The organism is Pantoea pleuroti (genome assembly GCF_014156615.1).
GTDB lineage: Bacteria > Pseudomonadota > Gammaproteobacteria > Enterobacterales > Enterobacteriaceae > Pantoea > Pantoea agglomerans.
In genome coordinates this window covers 224459-242868 of record NZ_SBFD01000005.1, presented here as the reverse complement: position 1 = coordinate 242868, position 18410 = coordinate 224459, and the positions used below count along the sequence as shown (strand labels likewise).

General features: G+C 56.2%; 20 protein-coding genes. 8 read left to right on the top strand and 12 right to left on the bottom strand.

From position 1 onward, the window contains the following. Positions 1-177: 177 nt before the first annotated feature. On the top strand, positions 178-2316 hold the full coding sequence (gene nrdD / locus EPG66_RS14260) for an anaerobic ribonucleoside-triphosphate reductase (RefSeq protein WP_182687276.1): 2139 nt from the start codon (positions 178-180) through the stop codon (positions 2314-2316). Continuing rightward, complete coding sequence (nrdG, locus tag EPG66_RS14255) at positions 2313-2780, top strand: anaerobic ribonucleoside-triphosphate reductase-activating protein (protein ID WP_022625291.1); 468 nt, start codon at positions 2313-2315, stop codon at positions 2778-2780. Before nrdD ends, nrdG begins: the two co-directional genes overlap by 4 nt. Here nrdG and EPG66_RS14250 read toward each other — a convergent pair. After that, positions 2772-3407: an NAD(P)H-binding protein gene (locus EPG66_RS14250; RefSeq protein ID WP_064704914.1), complete on the bottom strand. Its 636-nt coding sequence runs from the start codon at positions 3405-3407 to the stop codon at positions 2772-2774. The genes nrdG and EPG66_RS14250 overlap by 9 nt on opposite strands. A 145-nt stretch (positions 3408-3552) precedes the next feature. Between EPG66_RS14250 and EPG66_RS14245 the strand changes: the two genes are divergently transcribed. Then, positions 3553-4074 (top strand): type 1 glutamine amidotransferase domain-containing protein, encoded by a 522-nt coding sequence (locus tag EPG66_RS14245; RefSeq protein WP_064704915.1) that lies wholly within the window; start codon positions 3553-3555, stop codon positions 4072-4074. A 34-nt stretch (positions 4075-4108) separates the two neighbouring features. Here EPG66_RS14245 and EPG66_RS14240 read toward each other — a convergent pair whose 3' ends face one another. Further along, complete coding sequence (locus EPG66_RS14240) at positions 4109-4537, bottom strand: YhbP family protein (RefSeq protein ID WP_052271170.1); 429 nt, start codon at positions 4535-4537, stop codon at positions 4109-4111. Positions 4538-4612: 75 nt separating this feature from the next. Between EPG66_RS14240 and EPG66_RS14235 the strand changes: the two genes are divergently transcribed. Next, entirely contained in the window at positions 4613-4906 is a 294-nt protein-coding gene (locus tag EPG66_RS14235; RefSeq protein ID WP_039387048.1) for a GIY-YIG nuclease family protein, read from the top strand. Here the strand turns inward: EPG66_RS14235 and EPG66_RS14230 are convergent. Then, positions 4890-5396: a GNAT family N-acetyltransferase gene (locus tag EPG66_RS14230; RefSeq protein ID WP_010251747.1), complete on the bottom strand. Its 507-nt coding sequence runs from the start codon at positions 5394-5396 to the stop codon at positions 4890-4892. The genes EPG66_RS14235 and EPG66_RS14230 overlap by 17 nt on opposite strands. Beyond that, a complete protein-coding gene (ubiT, locus tag EPG66_RS14225) occupies positions 5390-5914 on the bottom strand; it encodes a ubiquinone anaerobic biosynthesis accessory factor UbiT (protein ID WP_083070388.1) in 525 nt (174 codons plus the stop codon). Before ubiT ends, EPG66_RS14230 begins: the two co-directional genes overlap by 7 nt. A 204-nt stretch (positions 5915-6118) precedes the next feature. Here ubiT and ubiU point away from each other — a divergent pair, with 204 nt between their 5' ends. The 3 genes from ubiU (at position 6119) to EPG66_RS14210 (ending at position 9133) form a co-directional block, all read left to right on the top strand. Further along, complete coding sequence (gene ubiU / locus EPG66_RS14220; RefSeq protein ID WP_182687274.1) at positions 6119-7114, top strand: ubiquinone anaerobic biosynthesis protein UbiU; 996 nt, start codon at positions 6119-6121, stop codon at positions 7112-7114. 9 nt (positions 7115-7123) lie between these two features. Next, on the top strand, positions 7124-8002 hold the full coding sequence (locus EPG66_RS14215; protein ID WP_069025743.1) for a U32 family peptidase: 879 nt from the start codon (positions 7124-7126) through the stop codon (positions 8000-8002). 120 nt (positions 8003-8122) lie between these two features. Then, positions 8123-9133: a luciferase-like monooxygenase gene (locus EPG66_RS14210; RefSeq protein ID WP_163637713.1), complete on the top strand. Its 1011-nt coding sequence runs from the start codon at positions 8123-8125 to the stop codon at positions 9131-9133. Here EPG66_RS14210 and EPG66_RS14205 read toward each other — a convergent pair whose 3' ends face one another. Next, complete coding sequence (locus tag EPG66_RS14205) at positions 9134-10054, bottom strand: AraC family transcriptional regulator (RefSeq protein WP_031592044.1); 921 nt, start codon at positions 10052-10054, stop codon at positions 9134-9136. Between the two features lie 174 nt (positions 10055-10228). Between EPG66_RS14205 and EPG66_RS14200 the strand changes: the two genes are divergently transcribed. Further along, positions 10229-10975: an SDR family NAD(P)-dependent oxidoreductase gene (locus EPG66_RS14200; protein ID WP_010251759.1), complete on the top strand. Its 747-nt coding sequence runs from the start codon at positions 10229-10231 to the stop codon at positions 10973-10975. Positions 10976-11030: 55 nt separating this feature from the next. On the opposite strand, the gene EPG66_RS14195 is transcribed toward EPG66_RS14200, so the two are convergent. The 7 genes from EPG66_RS14195 to rbfA form a co-directional block, all read right to left on the bottom strand. Beyond that, entirely contained in the window at positions 11031-12965 is a 1935-nt protein-coding gene (locus EPG66_RS14195; RefSeq protein ID WP_182687272.1) for a DEAD/DEAH family ATP-dependent RNA helicase, read from the bottom strand. A gap of 16 nt (positions 12966-12981) precedes the next feature. After that, entirely contained in the window at positions 12982-13038 is a 57-nt protein-coding gene (gene yrbN / locus EPG66_RS23270; protein WP_098053093.1) for a protein YrbN, read from the bottom strand. 105 nt (positions 13039-13143) lie between these two features. Next, complete coding sequence (gene nlpI, locus EPG66_RS14185) at positions 13144-14028, bottom strand: lipoprotein NlpI (RefSeq protein ID WP_010251765.1); 885 nt, start codon at positions 14026-14028, stop codon at positions 13144-13146. A 129-nt stretch (positions 14029-14157) separates the two neighbouring features. Beyond that, a complete protein-coding gene (gene pnp / locus EPG66_RS14180) occupies positions 14158-16296 on the bottom strand; it encodes a polyribonucleotide nucleotidyltransferase (protein WP_010251767.1) in 2139 nt (712 codons plus the stop codon). Positions 16297-16606: 310 nt separating this feature from the next. Next, positions 16607-16876 carry a 30S ribosomal protein S15 gene (gene rpsO, locus EPG66_RS14175; RefSeq protein ID WP_003851063.1) on the bottom strand — a complete coding sequence of 90 codons (270 nt, stop codon included), beginning with the start codon at positions 16874-16876 and terminating at the stop codon, positions 16607-16609. 131 nt (positions 16877-17007) lie between these two features. After that, positions 17008-17952 carry a tRNA pseudouridine(55) synthase TruB gene (gene truB / locus EPG66_RS14170; RefSeq protein ID WP_010251781.1) on the bottom strand — a complete coding sequence of 315 codons (945 nt, stop codon included), beginning with the start codon at positions 17950-17952 and terminating at the stop codon, positions 17008-17010. Next, entirely contained in the window at positions 17952-18359 is a 408-nt protein-coding gene (gene rbfA, locus EPG66_RS14165; RefSeq protein WP_010251785.1) for a 30S ribosome-binding factor RbfA, read from the bottom strand. Before rbfA ends, truB begins: the two co-directional genes overlap by 1 nt. Positions 18360-18410: the final 51 nt, after the last annotated feature.

Sequence of the window (18410 nt, the reverse complement as noted above, 5' to 3'; positions counted from 1 at the left end):
CCAGTGAATCCTGCAGGAAACCTGAACCAGCACCCGATTTTTTACATCAGCCGGAGTTTTCCAGCCGGTTAAGGCTTCCTTGTTTCAGGTCAAATCTGATCGCAATAATTCTCAGCAATCACTACATGTAGGGAATAGAATCCTCCCGACCCCTATATGTAGTTTATGGAGAGAAAAATGGCGACGGTGGTAATCAAGCGTGATGGATGCCGGACAGGCTTTGATGCGCAGCGTATTGAGCAGGCCGTGGCGGCGGCGGCACGGGCAGCCGAAGTAGAAGACGCGGCCTGGTGCGCGCAGGTCGCTGAGCGCGTGGCATTGCGGCTGGCCGATAGTCCGGAAGTGGATATCCGTGAAATTCAGTGTGCAGTAGAAGAGACGCTGATGGCGGGCCCTTACCCTCAACTGGCCCGCGCCTACATTGAATACCGCCACGATCGCGATGTCGCCCGCGATCGTCAGAGCCAGTTACATCACGCCATTCGCGGGCTGGTCGATCAGACCAATGCGGCGCTGCTGAACGAGAATGCCAACAAAGACAGCAAAGTGATCCCGACGCAGCGCGATCTGCTGGCCGGGATCGTGGCAAAACACTACGCACAGCAGCAGATCCTGCCGCGCGATGTGGTGCTGGCGCACGAGCGCGGCGAGATCCACTATCACGATCTCGACTACTCCCCTTTCTTCCCGATGTTCAACTGCATGCTGATCGATCTGAAAGGCATGCTGACCAACGGTTTCAAAATGGGCAATGCTGAAATCGAGCCGCCTAAATCGATCGCCACCGCCACCGCCGTAACGGCGCAGATCATCGCGCAGGTCGCCAGCCATATTTACGGCGGCACTACCATTAACCGTATTGATGAAGTGCTGGCCCCGTTTGTTGAGCAGAGCTATGCCCGGCATCTGGCGATTGCTGAGCAGTGGCAGATCCCGCAGGCCGAGCAGTATGCGCGCCAGCGTACGGAGAAAGAGTGCTACGACGCCTTTCAGTCGCTGGAGTATGAGGTGAATACCCTGCACACTGCCAACGGCCAGACGCCGTTTGTCACCTTTGGTTTTGGCCTGGGGACGGACTGGGCGGCCCGGCTGATTCAGCAGTCGATTCTGCTTAACCGGCTGGCCGGACTGGGTAAAAATCGCAAGACGGCGGTGTTCCCTAAACTGGTGTTCAGCATTCGCGAAGGCGTCAACCGCCGGGCGGGCGACGTTAATTACGACATCAAACAACTGGCGCTGGAGTGCGCCAGCAAGCGGATGTATCCCGACATCCTCAATTACGATCAGGTGGTTAAAGTCACCGGCTCGTTTAAAACCCCAATGGGCTGCCGTAGTTTCCTGGGCGTTTATGAAGAGAACGGCGAGCAGATTCATGAGGGCCGCAACAATATCGGGGTGATCAGCCTGAACCTGCCGCGCATCGCACTGGAAGCGGGTGGTGATGAAGCGCGCTTCTGGACGCTGCTCGATGCGCGACTGCTGCTGGCTAAGCGGGCGCTGATGACGCGGGTGGCGCGGCTGGAGAAGACCAAAGCGCGCGTTGCGCCCATCCTCTATATGGAAGGCGCCTGTGGCGTTCGGCTGAATGCGGATGATGAAGTCGGCCCTATTTTCCGTAATGGCCGTGCGTCGCTGTCGCTGGGCTATATCGGCCTGCATGAAACCCTGAATGCGCTCAGCGGCGGTCATCAGCATCCTTACGATGACGCGGCCCTGCGCGCCAAAGGGGTAGAGATCATTGCTTACATGCGCGATGCCACCGAGCGCTGGAAAGCAGAAACAGGCTATGGGTTCAGCCTTTACAGCACGCCAAGCGAGAATCTGTGCGACCGCTTCTGCCGTCTTGATGCGGCGCAGTTTGGTCTGGTGCCAGGCGTTACCGACAAGGGCTACTATACCAACAGCTTCCATCTCGACGTTGAGAAGAAGGTCAATCCTTACGACAAAATCGACTTTGAAGCGCCCTATCCGCCGCTGGCGAATGGCGGATTCATCTGTTACGGCGAATACCCGAATGTGCAGCACAACCTCAAGGCGCTGGAGGATGTCTGGGATTACAGCTACGACCGCGTGCCCTATTACGGCACTAATACCCCGATTGATGAGTGCTACGAGTGCGGCTTCAACGGCGAGTTCACCTGTACCAGCCGCGGCTTCACCTGTCCGAATTGCGGCAACCACGATCCGGCGCGCGTCTCCGTTACCCGGCGGGTCTGCGGCTATCTGGGCAGCCCGGATGCGCGGCCCTTTAATGCCGGTAAACAGCAGGAAGTGCAGCGTCGGGTGAAGCATCTGTCTGAAGGACCGCTGGGATGATGCATATCCATCGCTACTATGATGTGGATATCGTTAATGGCCCCGGCACCCGCTGCACGCTGTTTGTCGCTGGTTGCGAACATCAGTGTCGCGGCTGCTATAACCAGAGCACCTGGCGGCTTGATTCCGGCGTGCCCTTTACGCTTGCGATGGAGGAGCAACTGCTGGCGGATTTGCAGGACACCCGCATTCCGCGCCAGGGATTGTCGCTGAGCGGCGGCGATCCGCTGCATCCGCATAACGTGCCGCACATTCGCCGTCTGGTGAAACGGGTGCGACAGACGTGTCCCGGTAAAGATATCTGGCTCTGGACCGGTTACCGGATGCAGGAGCTGAATGCGGCGCAGCGCGCTGTGCTGGTCTATCTCGACGTGCTGATCGATGGCCGTTTTGTCGAAGAGGAGAAGGATGCCACGCTGCAATGGCGCGGCAGCCGTAATCAGATTATCTGGCAGTTACGCTGAGCGGCGCGGGATTTCGCCAGACTCAATGATATTGACGCTCTCGCCCCCCGGCGTAAAAGCCTGCTGGTGCAGACAGCGTGCCACGTCGTGCGCGCTGACCGCCCGCCAGTTGCCCGGCAGCAGCGAAAACAGCGGTCCCGCCAGGCTTTCACCCCGACGCTTCTGCGCGCGATCTCCAAGCAGCAATGAAGGCCGCACCAGCGTGAGGCGCGGCCAGCCCTGATGGCGCAGCGCATTCTCCATTTCGCCTTTGACGCGATTGTACAAAAACGGTGAGTGACGACTGGCCCCGTGCGCGCTGACCACCAGCATCTGCTTCGCCCCCAGACGCAATCCGCTTAACCCGCTGTCCACCACCAGGGTGTAATCAACGTGAATAAAAGCCTGTTTACTGCCCGCCTGCTTACGCGTGGTGCCCAGGCAGCAGAACACCGTGTCCAGCGAACTTTGCAGCGGTCCGAGTACATCGGTGAGATCGGCCTCAACCGGGTTCACCACCTTGTTCATCGCGGGCAGTGGCCGACGGGTTGGCGCGATGATCTCATCGACGCGTGGATCCTCAATCAGTAAGCGCAGCAGATGCGACCCGACTAAGCCGGTGGCACCGGTCAGTAATACGCGATTCATCTCAGATTCATCCTTATTTCACTGCTGACTGGTTAAAAGATAGCTGATCTTAACGGGCTGGCTTGCGTTCTCACTCTCAGCGACCAGGCTTATAGCGTTATCCGGAAAGCGCGTCTCGCGCTCCACACGCTGAAGGAGGAAAAAAATGAGCAAGAAAGTGGCGGTTTTAATTACCGATGAATTTGAAGACTCAGAATTTACCTCACCCGCTGAGATTTATAAACGCGCCGGTTTTGAGGTGGTTACCATTGAGAAACAAGCCGGTAATGTCGTTAAAGGCAAGAAAGGCGAAGCGGAAGTGACCATCGATCGCAGCATTGATGATGTCAGCCCGGCGGAATTTGACGCCCTGCTCCTGCCTGGCGGCCACTCACCCGATGCCCTGCGCGGCGACGATCGTTTTGTTGCTTTTACCAAAGAGTTTGTCGCCAGCGGCAAGCCAATCTTTGCCATCTGCCACGGGCCACAGCTGCTGATTAGCGCTAACGGCGTGCGCGGTCGCAAGATGACTACCGTTAAAGCCGTTGCCATTGACCTGATCAATGCCGGTGCCGACTTCCATGACAAGGAAGTGGTGGTAGACGACGATAAGCTGGTCACCAGCCGCACCCCGGCCGATTTACCGGCCTTTAATCGTGAATCCCTGCGGATCCTCGAAGCGCTGTAAGCCGCGACGCCCTTTTCTGCTGAAAAGGGCGTTTCTATTTCTCCCGCTGCCAGGCAATTTTCTTGCCGAATCCCAGCGCATTATCCGTCATCTTCACTTCATCCAGCACAATCTCCCACAGCGGTGCCGACACTTTGCGTGAGACCGGAAAACGTTTCTGATAAGCGGCTCTGGCGACCTTCTCTGTTGACTCTTCCAGCCGTTTGACCCGGCCACGATATTGCACGCCTTTAATCAGCAGCACGCTTCTGGGCTGGCCATTGACGGTGCCCGCAACCTGCGGATTCTGCACCATTAACTCACCGTGACGGGTATCAGGTTCCGTCATGATCCAGAAGGCCATGCGCGTCTCATCAAAGACGTAGTAGCAGTTAGCGCACCACAGTTGATCGTCGGCGGTACAGCAGAGTGAAAGCACATGCTGCTTTCTCAGATAGCGAACCAGATGGGCGTGATCGGACAAGATAAACTCCTGGCGGTGCACCGGAGAGTGAAGCGCGCTACACTGCCCGGCACCTTTTTTTGGGAAATGATTGCGATGAGTCAGCTGTGGCAACTCTATATCGTCCGTACGGCGAAAGGGAGCCTGTATACCGGTATCACCACGGATGTGGTGCGCCGGGTCGCTCAGCACCAGAGCGGACGCGGCGCCCGCGCGCTGCGCGGCAAAGGTCCGCTGGACCTGGTGTTTCACTGTGACGCGGGCGATCGCGCCAGCGCCTCCAGGCTGGAGTATCAGGTCAAGCAACTGACCCGCCAGCAGAAATTACTGTTGGTGGCGGGCCAGCCCGGCTGTCTGGAGAGCTGGCTGGGTGTTACGGCTGGCGATTAAAGGGTTCGGCGTAGTCGATCTGCCCTTCCGCCCCGTCATACGCATTATCCGCCAGACGGTAGACCTGGAACGTTGCCTCTGTGCCCGGCCAGCGGCTGCGCAGGCCGTGGCGTGCCGCCGGTTCAAAACCAAAACGGTTGAACAGCGCGGGATCGCCCAGCACCACCACCGCGCTGTAGCCAAATTCATTGAGCGTATCCAGCCCCTCGTAAATCAGCTTGCTGGCAATTCCCTGACCGCGCAGCGTCTCATCGACGGCCAGCGGCGCCAGGCCAACCCAGCCGCGATCTTCACCCTGAACGCTGACCGGACTGAATGCGGCATAACCCAGCACCTGTCCCTCATCATCCGTCGCGACCACGCCTAAGGTCAGCAAGCCATCTTCACGCAGCGCCTGAGTCAGTTCCGCCTCTGCTGAGGTACTGAAGCAGCGTCTGAGCAGCGCGTCGATGCCTGCGGCATCCACGCCAATTTCACTACGAATCAACATGCAGCACCTGCGCGCGCCTGTGCGGCCTTCGCGTCCTGTTTCATGCCGGCGTCGACAAATGCCGCCATCTGCTCAATTGCCGTGCGTAACGCGGTGGGCATAGCCTCGGGTTCAATAGCATCCATTACGTTCTTCACCTCAAGTCCCAGTTCAGTGTCACCTTCAATCACCAGCCGGCGTTGAAAGAACAGCATGTCGGGATCTGCTTTACGTGCTGCCACCAGCAACAGATCATTGGCATTGCCCCGAAACCAGACATCCGCTTCGGACTGTTGCAATACCGCCAGTCGGCCGTCCTGCAGCGTGGTTATCCATTGCAGATTGAGATCGGCAATTTCAATACCCAGCAGGCGACCATCCAGAAAGTCTAACTCACCTTCAGCCAAAGCATGGCGAAATTGCCAGTTTAAGAGTTGTTGCAGAAGCAACTTTTTGACCGGGAATGGGGTGAACGCAGCGGGTAACCCTAAGATTTTAGGACCGTTTCTCACACAATGGGCATGTATCCGCTCTAACACTTTCGTCACTCCCTTCAGAAAATTTTACGTATATTGCCATATCCTTTTCTGCGCGCCTCCTCTGAGATCAATAAAAACCGCTGCCATGCAGGTAAAAAAAGCGCCGCCGGGCGGATGAATTTGAATTTCACTGCCCCAAATCAACACGCTGCCCGGACCAGATGCCTAGACTCGACGCCCATCTGCATGTTGAGAGGAATATCTATGGAACTGCTCTGCCCGGCAGGAAACTTACCCGCAGTGCGCACCGCTGTAGAGAATGGCGCTGATGCGGTGTATGTGGGGCTGAAAGATGACACCAATGCCCGTCATTTTGCGGGCCTGAATTTCACCGATAAGAAACTGGCCGAAGCCGCGCGCTATCTTCATCAGCATCGTCGCAAACTGCATGTCGCGATCAACACCTTTGCCCATCCGGATGGCATGGGGCGCTGGCAGCGGGCGATTGATGTGGCGGCGCAAAACGGAGCCGACGCGCTGATCCTGGCGGATATCGCCACGCTGGAGTATGCCGCGACGCGCTATCCCCGGGTTGAACGTCATCTTTCTGTACAGGCTTCGGCAACCAATCTGGAGGCGATTCGCTTTTACCATCGCCACTTCGATCTGCAGCGCGTGGTGCTGCCTCGCGTGCTGTCGATTCATCAGGTTAAACAGCTGGCGCGCAGCACGCCGGTGCCGCTGGAGGTGTTCGCCTTTGGCAGCCTGTGCATCATGGCGGAAGGCCGCTGCTATCTCTCTTCCTGGCTGACCGGTGAATCGCCTAACAGCGCAGGTGCCTGCTCTCCGGCGAAGTTTGTGCGCTGGCAGCAGACGCCGCAGGGCATGGAGTCACGTCTTAATGAAGTGTTGATCGATCGCTACGCCCCGGACGAAAGCGCGGGTTATCCGACACTTTGCAAAGGACGCTATATGGTTAACGACAAGCGTTATCACGTGCTCGAGGAGCCCACCAGTCTGAACACGCTGGAGCTGCTGCCGGAACTGCTGCGGGCAGGCATCGCCTCGGTGAAAATCGAAGGCCGTCAGCGCAGCCCTGCCTATGTCGCTGACGTGGCGCGCGTCTGGCGTCAGGCAATTGATCGCTGCAAGGCGCAGCCGGAACAGTTTGAAGTCGCACCACAGTGGATGCAGACGCTGGGCGATCTCTCAGAAGGTTCGCAAACCACGCTGGGTGCTTATCACCGTGAATGGCAATAAGGAGTCATGATGCAATATGCCCTTGGGCCGGTGCTCTGGTACTGGCCGACCGATACGCTGGAAGATTTTTACCAGCAGGCTGCCCGCAGTAGCGCGGATATTATCTACCTTGGCGAAGCGGTGTGCAGTAAACGTCGCGCCACACCCTATGCCCGCTGGATGGCGCTGGCCCGTGAACTCGCGGCCAGCGGCAAACAGGTGGTGCTGAGCACGCTGGCGCTGCTGCAATCGCCCTCTGAGCTGAAAGAGCTGCAGCGTTACGTTGAGAACGGTGAGTTCCTGATTGAAGCCAATGATATCGGCACGGTAAACATGGCCGCTGAGCGTCATCTGCCCTTTGTCGCGGGTCCGACGCTCAATGTTTATAACGCCGACACGCTGCAACTGCTGGTCAAAGAGGGCATGACGCGCTGGTGTATGCCGGTGGAGATGTCACGTGACTGGCTGCTACAGCTGCTGGAGCAGTGCGAGACGCGGGGTATCCGGCAGCAGTTTGAGGTGGAGGTGCTGGGCTACGGTCATCTGCCGCTGGCGCTGTCAGCGCGCTGCTTCACCGCCCGCTCGGAAAACCGCGCGAAAGATGATTGCGAAACCTGCTGTATCAACTATCCGACAGGCCGGCGCGTCAACTCCCAGGAGGGGCAGCAGGTGTTCGTCCTCAATGGCATTCAGACCATGAGCGGCTACTGTTATAACCTGGGTAACGATCTGGCCGGTATGCGCGGCCAGGTCGATTGCATACGGCTCTCGCCGCAGGATGTGACGACGCTGGCAGAGATCGACCGTTTCCGCGCCAATGAAAACGGCCACGCTCCGCTAATGGTCGCGAAAGGCAGTGATTGTAATGGTTACTGGCGCAAACTGGCGGGCATGACGCTGGCATCCTGAATAAAAGCACATACCGGCTATATTCCTGCTGAGGTTAGCAGTTTTAATATAAGGAATGATGCGTAATACTAAATGGTGCAGGCCTTAACTTAGCGCCTGCGCCATACAACGGGAGTAGTCATGTCTGATAAAAAACCTCTTCGCCTGTCCGTGCTGGATCTCGCACCGATTCCACAGGGCGCGACCGCACGGAATGCGTTCCATAATTCTCTGGCGCTGGCGCGTCAGGCTGAAAAACTGGGCTATCAACGCTACTGGCTGGCTGAACATCACAACATGACCGGGATTGCCAGCGCAGCCACCTCAGTGCTGATTGGCTATCTGGCGGCGAATACCGAGACTCTGAAGCTGGGCTCCGGCGGTATTATGTTGCCTAACCATGCGCCACTGGTGATCGCCGAGCAGTTTGGCACGCTGGCCTCTCTCTATCCTGGCCGTATCGATCTCGGCTTAGGTCGCGCGCCAGGTTCTGACCAGCGCACCATGATGGCACTGCGCCGTCATCAGGCCAACATGCACATCGATACGTTCCCCGAGGATGTGGCTGAACTGATTAGCTGGTTCGATGCCGAAGCGGATGCGCAGCCGCCAGTGCAGCCGGTACCCGGTCTGGGCCTGCAGATCCCGGTCTGGCTGCTCGGCTCCAGTCTCTACAGCGCACAGCTTTCAGCGAAAATGGGCCTGCCGTTTGCGTTTGCTTCCCATTTTGCCCCTGACCAGCTCTTCCAGGCGCTGCACGTCTACCGCGAGAACTTCCAGCCATCGGCGCGTCTCGACAAGCCTTATGCCATGGTCTGCATTAACGTGATCGCCGCAGACAGTGAGCGTGATGCTCGCTTCCTGTTTACCTCGCAGCAGCAGCAGTTTATTAACCTGCGCCGCGGCAAACCGGGCCCGTTACCGGCACCGGTTGAAAACATGGATAACCTCTGGTCGCCATCAGAACAGTATGGCGTACAGCAGGCGCTCAGCATGTCGCTGGTCGGCGATACGGACAAAGTGCGTCATGGGCTGGCCTCGCTGATGCGTGAAACCCAGGCGGATGAAATTATGGTCAATGGCCAGATTTTTGATTCCGAAGCGCGCCTGCGCTCCTTCGCCATTGCGATGGAAGCGGCTAACAGCCTGTAATCAGTTCTGCGGTGGGCGCAATCTGTCCGGGCTCACCGCCAGCTGACGACTATCCCTGGCCGGAGATTGCCCATACAGGCGGCGATACTCACGGCTGAACTGTGACGCGCTCTGATACCCCACCCGATAGCCTGCCGTACCGGCATCCAGCTTTTCCACCATCATCAAACGCCGCGCCTCATTCAGCCGCAGTTGTTTCTGGTATTGCATCGGCGTCATGGCCGTGACGGCTTTGAAGTGATGATGCAGCGAAGAGATACTCATGCCGACACTGCTGGCGAGCCGATCGATCTTCAGCGGCTGATGAAAGTTTTCCCGCAGCCAGCGGGCAGCCTGCGCGACCCGGTTGCCCGGCCGCTCAGCAAGCGCCATATTCAGGATGCGCGAACCTTCCGGCCCGGTCAGCAGCCGGTAGAAAATCTCCTGCTCAATGAGCGGGGCCAGCGCCTCAATGTCCTCAGGGTGGTCAAGCAGGCGTACCAGCCGGATAACCGCATCCACCAGCAAAGGTGAGACCTTATGCACGGTGACGCCACGTTCACTGTCTGGTGTCGCCAGCGGCAGCGTCGGGGGAAACTGTTCGAGGTAGCGCATCAGCCGGGATTCATTGATGGCGATACCAATCCCCAGATTGGGCTTTTCCGGCGTGGCGACGGTGACGCAGGCGCGTACCGGCATATCCAGCGTCACCAGCAGCAGATCGCCCGGACCATAGTGCAGCACCTCATCACCGATATGCAGCGCCTTACCGCCCTGTGCCACCAGGGCAAAACTGGCCCATTGAGCAAAGTGCATCGGCTCAGTCGGTGCTGAAACCCGGCCAAAAAACAGGCAATCTATGGCACTTGAATGCCGCCCATCCTCCGGAGCATGACGGGCAATTAACTGTGCCAGCCCCTGCCACTTCTCACTCTCTGTCACTGTGTTCTCCCCTCCCGCTATCTGTGCTGATATTACCTGACGCTGAGCGGAATACCTGTCCCGTTGCGTTACTTTTGCAGGATCGTGCAAGAAGCTTGCAGGATTGCACTACCCGCTTTTCGGCGCCAGCGCGCATAGTCTTTCGACGCAATCATTACGGCGGAGAACAACATAATGAAGGCACTGCAGAATAAAATCGCGCTGGTAACAGGCGCCTCAAAAGGCATTGGTGCGGCGATTGCCATCGCTTTTGCCGCGGCTGGCGCCCGCGTCGTGGTCAACTATCGTCAGGATGAAGTGGGAGCGGCTGACGTGGTCAGCGATATCGTCACCCTGGGCAGTGAAGCCGTGGCGGTACAGGCAGATATCTCTCTCCTGCGCGATGTGGAACGGCTATTCGCCACCACCGCAGAGTGCTTCGGCGCGCCCGACATTGTGGTGAACAATGCGGGCAGCTTTCATCACGGCGAGTTTGCGGCGCTGACGCTGGAGGAGATGCAGCAGCAGATTAACGTTAACCTGCTGGGTACGCTGATGGTCTGTCAGCAGGCGATTCGTCACTTCCCGGCGCACGGTGGCAGCATTATTAATCTCAGCGCCCTGAACAGTAAAAACAGCACGCCGGGTTCCGTGCTCTGGGCGGCAACCAAAGGCGCAGTGGATACCCTGACCCAGGGACTGGCGCGCGAACTGGGCGCAAAGAACATCCGGGTTAACGCCCTGGCACCAGGCATGATTCTGACGGAGGGATTACTGGCCGCGAAGAGGATGAGCCCGCAGCTCAAGGCACAACTACTGGCTGCCACGCCGCTGGGACGCTTTGGTCTGCCGGAAGATGTGGCGCAGGTTGCGCTGTTTCTCGCCTCAGAAGAGTCCGCCTGGGTCAGCGGCGAACGCGTGATGATCAGCGGCGGTGCCTGACAGGCATAAAAAAAGGGAAGCCATTGGCTTCCCTTTTTGTTACGACGCTAAGTCGTTATGCATCACGACGACGTGGAGCGGCGGCTGCGCCCTCTTCACGACGTGGACCACGGCTACCTTCACGGTTGAAAGTACGTCCGCCGCCTTCACGACCACCTTCACGGCGTTCAGAAGAGAAGCGACGACCACCTTCACGGTTAGCTGCGCCCGGACCGCCTGCACCTGGACCGCTGCGACGCTCACCGCCAGCTGGACGACGGTCACCACGGCCTTCGTTCGGCTGTGCATCACCCAGTAACTGCATATTCATCGGCTTGTTCAGAATACGGGTACGGGTAAAGTGCTGCAGCACATCGCCTGGCATGCCTTTCGGCAGCTCGATAGTCGAGTGGGTACCGAACAGCTTGATGTTACCGATGTAACGGCTGCTGATGTCGCCTTCGTTAGCGATAGCGCCAACGATGTGACGAACTTCAACACCATCATCGCGGCCTACTTCGATGCGGTACAGCTGCATTTCGCCAACGTCACGACGTTCGCGACGTGGACGATCGCCATCACGGCTTTCGCGGTTTTCACGCGGAGCACGAGAATCGCCGCGTGCTTCACGGCTGTCACTACGGCCATCACGCTCGTCACGATCGCGGTATTCGCGACGTGCCGGACGCGGTGCTTCTGGTGGCAGAATCAGAGGACGTTCGCCCTGTGCCATCTTCAGCAGTGCTGCTGCCAGCGTTTCCAGATCCATTTCTTCTTCTGGCTGCATTTTAGCCAGCAGAGCGCGGTACTGATCCAGATCGCTGCTTTCCAGCTGCTGCTGAACTTTAGCAGCAAACTTAGCCAGACGACGCTCACCCAGCAGTTCTGCGTTAGGCAGTTCTACCTCAGGAATGGTCAGCTTCATGGTACGTTCGATGTTACGCAGCAGACGGCGTTCGCGGTTCTCAACGAACAGCAGCGCACGGCCAGCACGGCCAGCACGACCGGTACGGCCGATACGGTGAACGTAAGATTCTGAGTCCATCGGGATGTCGTAGTTAACAACCAGGCTGATGCGCTCAACGTCCAGACCACGAGCCGCAACGTCGGTTGCAATCAGAATGTCGAGACGACCATCTTTCAGGCGCTCAAGCGTCTGCTCACGCAGAGCCTGGTTCATGTCACCGTTCAGCGCGGCGCTGTTATAGCCACTACGTTCCAGCGCTTCTGCCACTTCCATGGTTGCGTTTTTGGTACGCACGAAGATGATGGCAGCATCAAAGTCTTCTGCTTCCAGGAAGCGAACCAGTGCGTCTGTTTTACGACCGTAAGCGGTCCAGTAGCTCTGGCTGATATCAGGACGCGTGGTCAGACTTGACTGAATACGCACTTCCTGTGGATCTTTCATGAAGCGTTTGGTGATACGACGAATCGCTTCAGGCATGGTTGCAGAGAACAGCGCGGTCTGATGATCGGCTGGAATTTGCGCCATGATGGTTTCAACGTCTTCGATGAAGCCCATGCGCAGCATTTCGTCTGCTTCATCCAGCACCAGGCCACGCAGGTTAGAAAGGTCTAACGTGCCGCGTTTCAGGTGGTCAAGCAGACGGCCAGGCGTACCCACAACAACCTGTGGTCCCTGACGCAGTGCGCGCAGCTGCACGTCATAACGCTGGCCGCCGTAAAGGGCAACCACGTTCAGGCCACGCATGTGTTTAGAGAATTCGGTAACTGCTTCAGCAACCTGTACCGCCAGTTCGCGGGTAGGTGCCAGCACCAGGATTTGTGGCGCTTTAACAGTAGGATCAATGTTGTGTAACAGCGGCAGAGAGAACGCCGCGGTTTTACCACTCCCGGTCTGCGCCATGCCTAACACGTCACGGCCCGCCAGCAGGTGAGGAATACACTCAGCCTGGATTGGGGATGGCTTTACGTAGCCCATGCCATTCAGTGATTCAAGGATGTCGGCGTTCAGGCCAAGGTCAGCAAAAGTGGTTTGAATATCAGTCATGTAGTACACGTGCCTCTTAGATTGCGGCGGCCAGTCTACATAACTCGTCGTGAAAACTTTCAGTCATTTTCATCAAAAAGTGTGAACCGGCTCAAATTAAAAGTTTTGACGAACAGAAAAGCCTTCATCCTTTAAGATGATGACTTAACAGGTTTTACAGGCAAATTAAGTTCGTCAGCTATTGCTGGTCAGATTCTGATAAATCGTCTTGTGCCTGGCCGAGTTGCGCCAGTTCCAACAATGCGTATCGGTGTTCAACAAAGTTATTGACGTTGTTGGCCACCGCCAGTTTGAACAACGCTTTCGCGTCGTCCTTCTCCCCCAGACTTAGGTAGTACTTACCTAAATAGAAGTTGGTTTCACTGAGATGTTCAGCGAGCGAGGTGTTATCCGTTGCGTCCGCCTTGAGACTTTCCATCAACGTTTTCTCGTTGATATCTCCAAGGTAGAACTCGACAATATTCCATCCCCATTGATCTCTGACCGCTTTGTCGTGACGCTGTTGAAGCGCGACTTTTGCCTTGTCGACATCCATCTCACGTTCAACGAGATAGAGCCACAAACTGCGGAAAGGATCGTTAGGATCGTCTTGATAAAACGCCAGCAGATCATCTTGCGCTAACTTGTATCGACCGCCGTAATAGAGGGCGATACCACGGTTTAAATGCGCATAGTTGTAAGTTGGATCAAGCTCAAGTACAGAATCAAACGCTTCATAGGCGGCATCAAAGTTGCCCGCCTGCGTTAAATATATGCCTAAGTAGTTAAACACTTCGGGCATATCTGGTCTTATAGACAGCGCTTGCGAAAAATCGTTCCGCGCTAATGCCCGCAGACCTAAACTATCATACAACACTCCGCGCTCATATAATAGCTGTGCGCGTTCATCATCGGTGAGAGCGCGACTGGCAAGAATTTGTTCCATGCGCGCCAGTATCACTTCCTGCTGCAGTGTGGGCTGTAAAGGCACTGCAAGAACTTCGTTCTTACGCCAATTGGAGTTGCTGCATCCTGCCAGCGTCAAAGCTGTCGCAACAAAACACCAGCGCAGAAAAGGCTTCATTTCCCACTCCCGAATACAAACATTGGGATAACCATCCTGTCATCCGCCTGCTGTGCACAAGGATTCCCGCCCTCGCGATGATACAAACGCCCCTCTCTGCCAGGCAGAGAGGGGCAAATCAGCAACGACTTATTCAGCAGCGTCAGGCGTGGTCACCGCGACAGCTTCTTCAGCCTGCGGCTTAGATTCTGTCGCTTCTTTGATGCTCAGACGTACACGGCCCTGGCGATCAACTTCCATCACCTTAACCGGTACTTCCTGACCCATCTGCAGATAGTCGGTCACTTTCTCAACGCGCTTATCAGCGATTTGTGAAATGTGAACCAGACCTTCTTTACCACCGCCGATTGCAACGAAGGCGCCGAAGTCAACGATACGGGTCACTTTACCACTGTAAACGCGGCCCACTTCGATCTCTGCGGTAATCTCTTCGATACGACGAATCGCTTCTTTCGCTTTCAGACCATCGGTCGCAGCGATTTTCACGGTGCCGTCATCTTCAATTTCAATCGTTGTGCCGGTCTCTTCGGTCAGTGCACGAATCACTGAGCCGCCTTTACCGATCACATCTTTGATCTTGTCAGAGCTGATTTTGATGGTGTAAATGCGTGGTGCGAATTCAGAAATCTCAGTACGCGGTGTGCTGATAGCCTGTTCCATAACGCCCAGAATGTGCAGACGCGCACCTCGGGCCTGGTTCAGCGCTTCCTGCATGATTTCACGCGTGATGCCTTCGATTTTGATGTCCATCTGCAGCGCGGTGATACCTTCACGGCTACCGGCTACTTTGAAGTCCATGTCGCCCAGGTGATCTTCATCGCCCAGGATGTCAGACAGAACAACAAACTTCTCATCTTCTTTCACCAGACCCATTGCGATACCGGCAACGGCGGCTTTGATTGGCACACCTGCATCCATCAGCGCCAGTGAGGCACCACAGACAGAGGCCATTGAAGAAGAGCCGTTAGATTCGGTGATTTCAGAAACAACACGAATGGTGTAAGGGAAATCTTCCGCTTTAGGCATTACCGCTAACACGCCGCGCTTCGCCAGACGACCGTGACCAATCTCACGACGCTTCGGCGAACCTACCATGCCGGTTTCGCCAACAGAGTATGGAGGGAAGTTGTAATGGAACAGGAAGCTGTCGGTACGTTCGCCCATCAGCTCATCAAGGTTCTGCGCATCGCGGGTCGTACCCAGCGTTGCAGTAACCAGTGCCTGCGTCTCACCACGAGTGAACAGTGATGAACCGTGTGTACGTGGCAATACGCCAGTACGCACATCCAGACCACGGATCATATCTTTTTCACGACCATCGATGCGTGGCTCGCCATTCAGGATGCGAGTACGAACAACGGTTTTTTCAAGGCTATGCACGATGTCGCCGATTTCTGAACCATCCAGCGTTTCATCTTCAGCCAGCAGCGCAGCGATGGTTTCGTCTTTAATGACGCCAACCTGCGTGTAACGCTCCTGCTTGTCAGTGATGCGGTAAGCATCGCTGATGCGCGCTTCTGCCAGGGCAGCAACACGAGAAATCAGTGCGGTATTGGCCGCTTCTGGCTGCCAGTCCCAGCGTGGTTTGCCCGCTTCAGCAACCAGGGCATTGATGTTTTCAATAACGATCTGCTGCTGGTCATGGCCAAAGACCACGGCGCCCAGCATCTGCTCTTCTGACAGGATCTCAGCTTCAGATTCAACCATCAGAACGGCATTCTGCGTACCGGCAACCACCAGATCCAGACGAGACTGTTTCAGCTCATCTGCGGTTGGGTTCAGGACATATTGATCGTTGATGTAACCAACACGCGCAGAACCAATTGGGCCATTGAACGGCAGACCAGAAAGCGCCAGTGCAGCAGAAGCACCGATCATGGCAACGATGTCCGGATGAACCTGTGGGTTCACAGAGACAACAGTGGCGATAACCTGAACTTCGTTAACAAAACCTTCCGGGAACAGCGGACGAATCGGGCGGTCAATCAGACGCGAAATCAGGGTTTCGCCTTCGCTTGGACGGCCTTCACGACGGAAGAAGCTGCCTGGGATACGACCAGCAGCGTAAGTACGCTCCTGATAGTTCACGGTCAGTGGGAAGAAATCCTGACCTGGTTTAGATTTTTTCTGACCTACTACAGTGACGAATACTGCAGTATCGTCCATGCTCACCATAACAGCGGCTGTCGCCTGGCGAGCCATCATGCCGGTTTCCAGCGTGACGGTATGTTGACCATATTGGAATTTGCGTACGATCGGATTCAGCAAAATCAAAGTCCTTAACTTCGGGGCATGGCTATCTGTAGCCCGCCATTGATTACCAATCTTCAGTTGCATCCTCGCGACTAATGACAACCCTCGACCGCCCCTGCGGTAAAGCCTCTCATTAGCCGCGCGAAATTCTGCAAACTAAAGATCACACTAAGCAACAATACATCAGTTTGGTCCGGATTGCTGCCGATTGCTCGAAAAAAGGGGCCATAAAGGCCCCCTCTTCACGAAACTCGCACAAATCTGATCGTAAGCTGCACAGAGTGCAAAAGCCCGCATAATGCCCCGACGATCAGATTCTTCAGACTTAGCGACGCAGACCGAGACTTTCGATCAGGCTGCTGTAGCGTGCAACGTCTTTACGCTTCAGGTAGTCCAGCAGCTTACGACGCTGAGATACCATGCGCAGCAGACCGCGGCGGCTGTGGTGGTCTTTTTTGTGCTCAGAGAAGTGACCCTGCAGATGAGTAATCTGCGCGGTCAACAGGGCAACCTGAACTTCAGTTGAACCGCTGTCGTTAGCACCACGGCCATATTTAGCAACGATCTCTGCTTTAGCTTCTACGCTTAGAGACATAATAAACTCCAGTAATAAATGAATGTATGGGTGCCGATCTCTAATTCAGCATCCCGCTTTAAAGCCGCGCTATTCTACTCTGCGCCCGATAGCAACGCAAATGCCCCATCAGCGAAAAGTGAACGCCTGGCTCAATCCTGATACTCAACAACCAGACGACGCGGCGCAAGCCGGCCATCGTCGGCAATTTCTGCCATACCGATAAACTTACGCGCTTCGCCTTCCGATACCCTTACCAGCCCCTGCGCAGGCGCATTACTGGCCTGTACCGGCTGTCCCTGGCGGAAGAAATCTGCCACGGCAGGCGGGATATTCACTTCAGGGAAATCAGAGGCGGGGCTGTCCATCGGCAACAACAGCGGATCGAGCTGCGTTTCCAGTGGGATGCCGGCTTCTGTGGCTTCCGTCAGCAGGGTATTGAGCTGTTCCAGCGTCACCATCCTTTCATACGGATAACGGGCAACCTGAACGCGACGCAGCATAATCACGTGCGCACCGCATCCCAGCTTTTCGCCCAGGTCATCGATGATGGTACGGATATAGGTGCCTTTGGAGCAGTGAATTTCCAGCTCCAGCTCATTATCCTGCCAGCGAATAAATTGCAGCTCATAGACAGTGATCGGACGCGGTTCACGCGCAATCTCAATGCCCTGACGCGCATATTCATACAGCGGGCGTCCCTGATGCTTCAGTGCCGAAAACATAGAAGGCACCTGCAGCGTTTCGCCGCGGAAGCTCTCCAGAGCACTGTCCAGATCGGCCTGGCTGAAGCTGACCGGACGCGTCTGCACGATGTTGCCATCGGCGTCTGACGTGTCGGTCCGCTCGCCCAGTCGGGCAATCACGCGGTAGCGTTTGTCGGAATCGAGCAGATACTGCGAAAACTTAGTCGCTTCACCCAGGCAGATCGGCAACATGCCGGTAGCCAGAGGATCCAGCGCGCCGGTATGTCCTGCACGATTCGCGTTAAAGATACGCTTCACTTTCTGCAGGACATCATTCGACGAGACGCCTTGTGGCTTATCCAGCAACAACACGCCATGGACGTCGCGACCGCGACGACGCGGACGACTCATTACGCCTCCTCGTCATCGCCAGTGGCATCCGGACCACGGCGCTCAGTATCGTTCTTCACGACGCTGGTGACGAGATTGGACATGCGCATCCCTTCGACTAACGAGTTGTCGTAGAAGAAAGTCAGCTCAGGCACGATACGCAGACGCATCGCTTTGCCCAGCAGAATGCGGATATAACCTGACGCTTCTTTCAGCGCTTTCAGGCCATGTTTAATCGCTTCTTCATCTTTGTCGTTGAGGAAAGTCACGAACACTTTTGCGTAAGCGAGATCGCGTGAGACTTCAACGCCTGATACGGTGACCATCATGCCAAGACGTGGATCTTTGATCTCACGCTGCAGGATCATCGCAATCTCTTTTTGCAGCTCTTGTGAAACGCGCTGCGGGCGACCAAATTCTTTCGCCATCATTATTTCTCCCAAATAATTCGGGAGGCCAGAGGCCTCCCAAATTGCAAC

What these genes read in the sequence shown, in the direction of transcription:
- nlpI (WP_010251765.1), bottom strand. Translation starts at nt 14,028, where the DNA reads ATGAAGCCTTTTCTGCGCTGGTGTTTTGTTGCGACAGCTTTGACGCTG.
- EPG66_RS14200 (WP_010251759.1), top strand. Translation starts at nt 10,229, where the DNA reads ATGAAGGCACTGCAGAATAAAATCGCGCTGGTAACAGGCGCCTCAAAA.
- EPG66_RS14195 (WP_182687272.1), bottom strand. Translation starts at nt 12,965, where the DNA reads ATGACTGATATTCAAACCACTTTTGCTGACCTTGGCCTGAACGCCGAC.
- EPG66_RS14250 (WP_064704914.1), bottom strand. Translation starts at nt 3,407, where the DNA reads ATGAATCGCGTATTACTGACCGGTGCCACCGGCTTAGTCGGGTCGCAT.
- EPG66_RS14215 (WP_069025743.1), top strand. Translation starts at nt 7,124, where the DNA reads ATGCAATATGCCCTTGGGCCGGTGCTCTGGTACTGGCCGACCGATACG.
- EPG66_RS14235 (WP_039387048.1), top strand. Translation starts at nt 4,613, where the DNA reads ATGAGTCAGCTGTGGCAACTCTATATCGTCCGTACGGCGAAAGGGAGC.
- EPG66_RS14210 (WP_163637713.1), top strand. Translation starts at nt 8,123, where the DNA reads ATGTCTGATAAAAAACCTCTTCGCCTGTCCGTGCTGGATCTCGCACCG.
- rpsO (WP_003851063.1), bottom strand. Translation starts at nt 16,876, where the DNA reads ATGTCTCTAAGCGTAGAAGCTAAAGCAGAGATCGTTGCTAAATATGGC.
- EPG66_RS14245 (WP_064704915.1), top strand. Translation starts at nt 3,553, where the DNA reads ATGAGCAAGAAAGTGGCGGTTTTAATTACCGATGAATTTGAAGACTCA.
- nrdG (WP_022625291.1), top strand. Translation starts at nt 2,313, where the DNA reads ATGATGCATATCCATCGCTACTATGATGTGGATATCGTTAATGGCCCC.
- rbfA (WP_010251785.1), bottom strand. Translation starts at nt 18,359, where the DNA reads ATGGCGAAAGAATTTGGTCGCCCGCAGCGCGTTTCACAAGAGCTGCAA.
- ubiU (WP_182687274.1), top strand. Translation starts at nt 6,119, where the DNA reads ATGGAACTGCTCTGCCCGGCAGGAAACTTACCCGCAGTGCGCACCGCT.
- truB (WP_010251781.1), bottom strand. Translation starts at nt 17,952, where the DNA reads ATGAGTCGTCCGCGTCGTCGCGGTCGCGACGTCCATGGCGTGTTGTTG.
- nrdD (WP_182687276.1), top strand. Translation starts at nt 178, where the DNA reads ATGGCGACGGTGGTAATCAAGCGTGATGGATGCCGGACAGGCTTTGAT.
- EPG66_RS14230 (WP_010251747.1), bottom strand. Translation starts at nt 5,396, where the DNA reads ATGTTGATTCGTAGTGAAATTGGCGTGGATGCCGCAGGCATCGACGCG.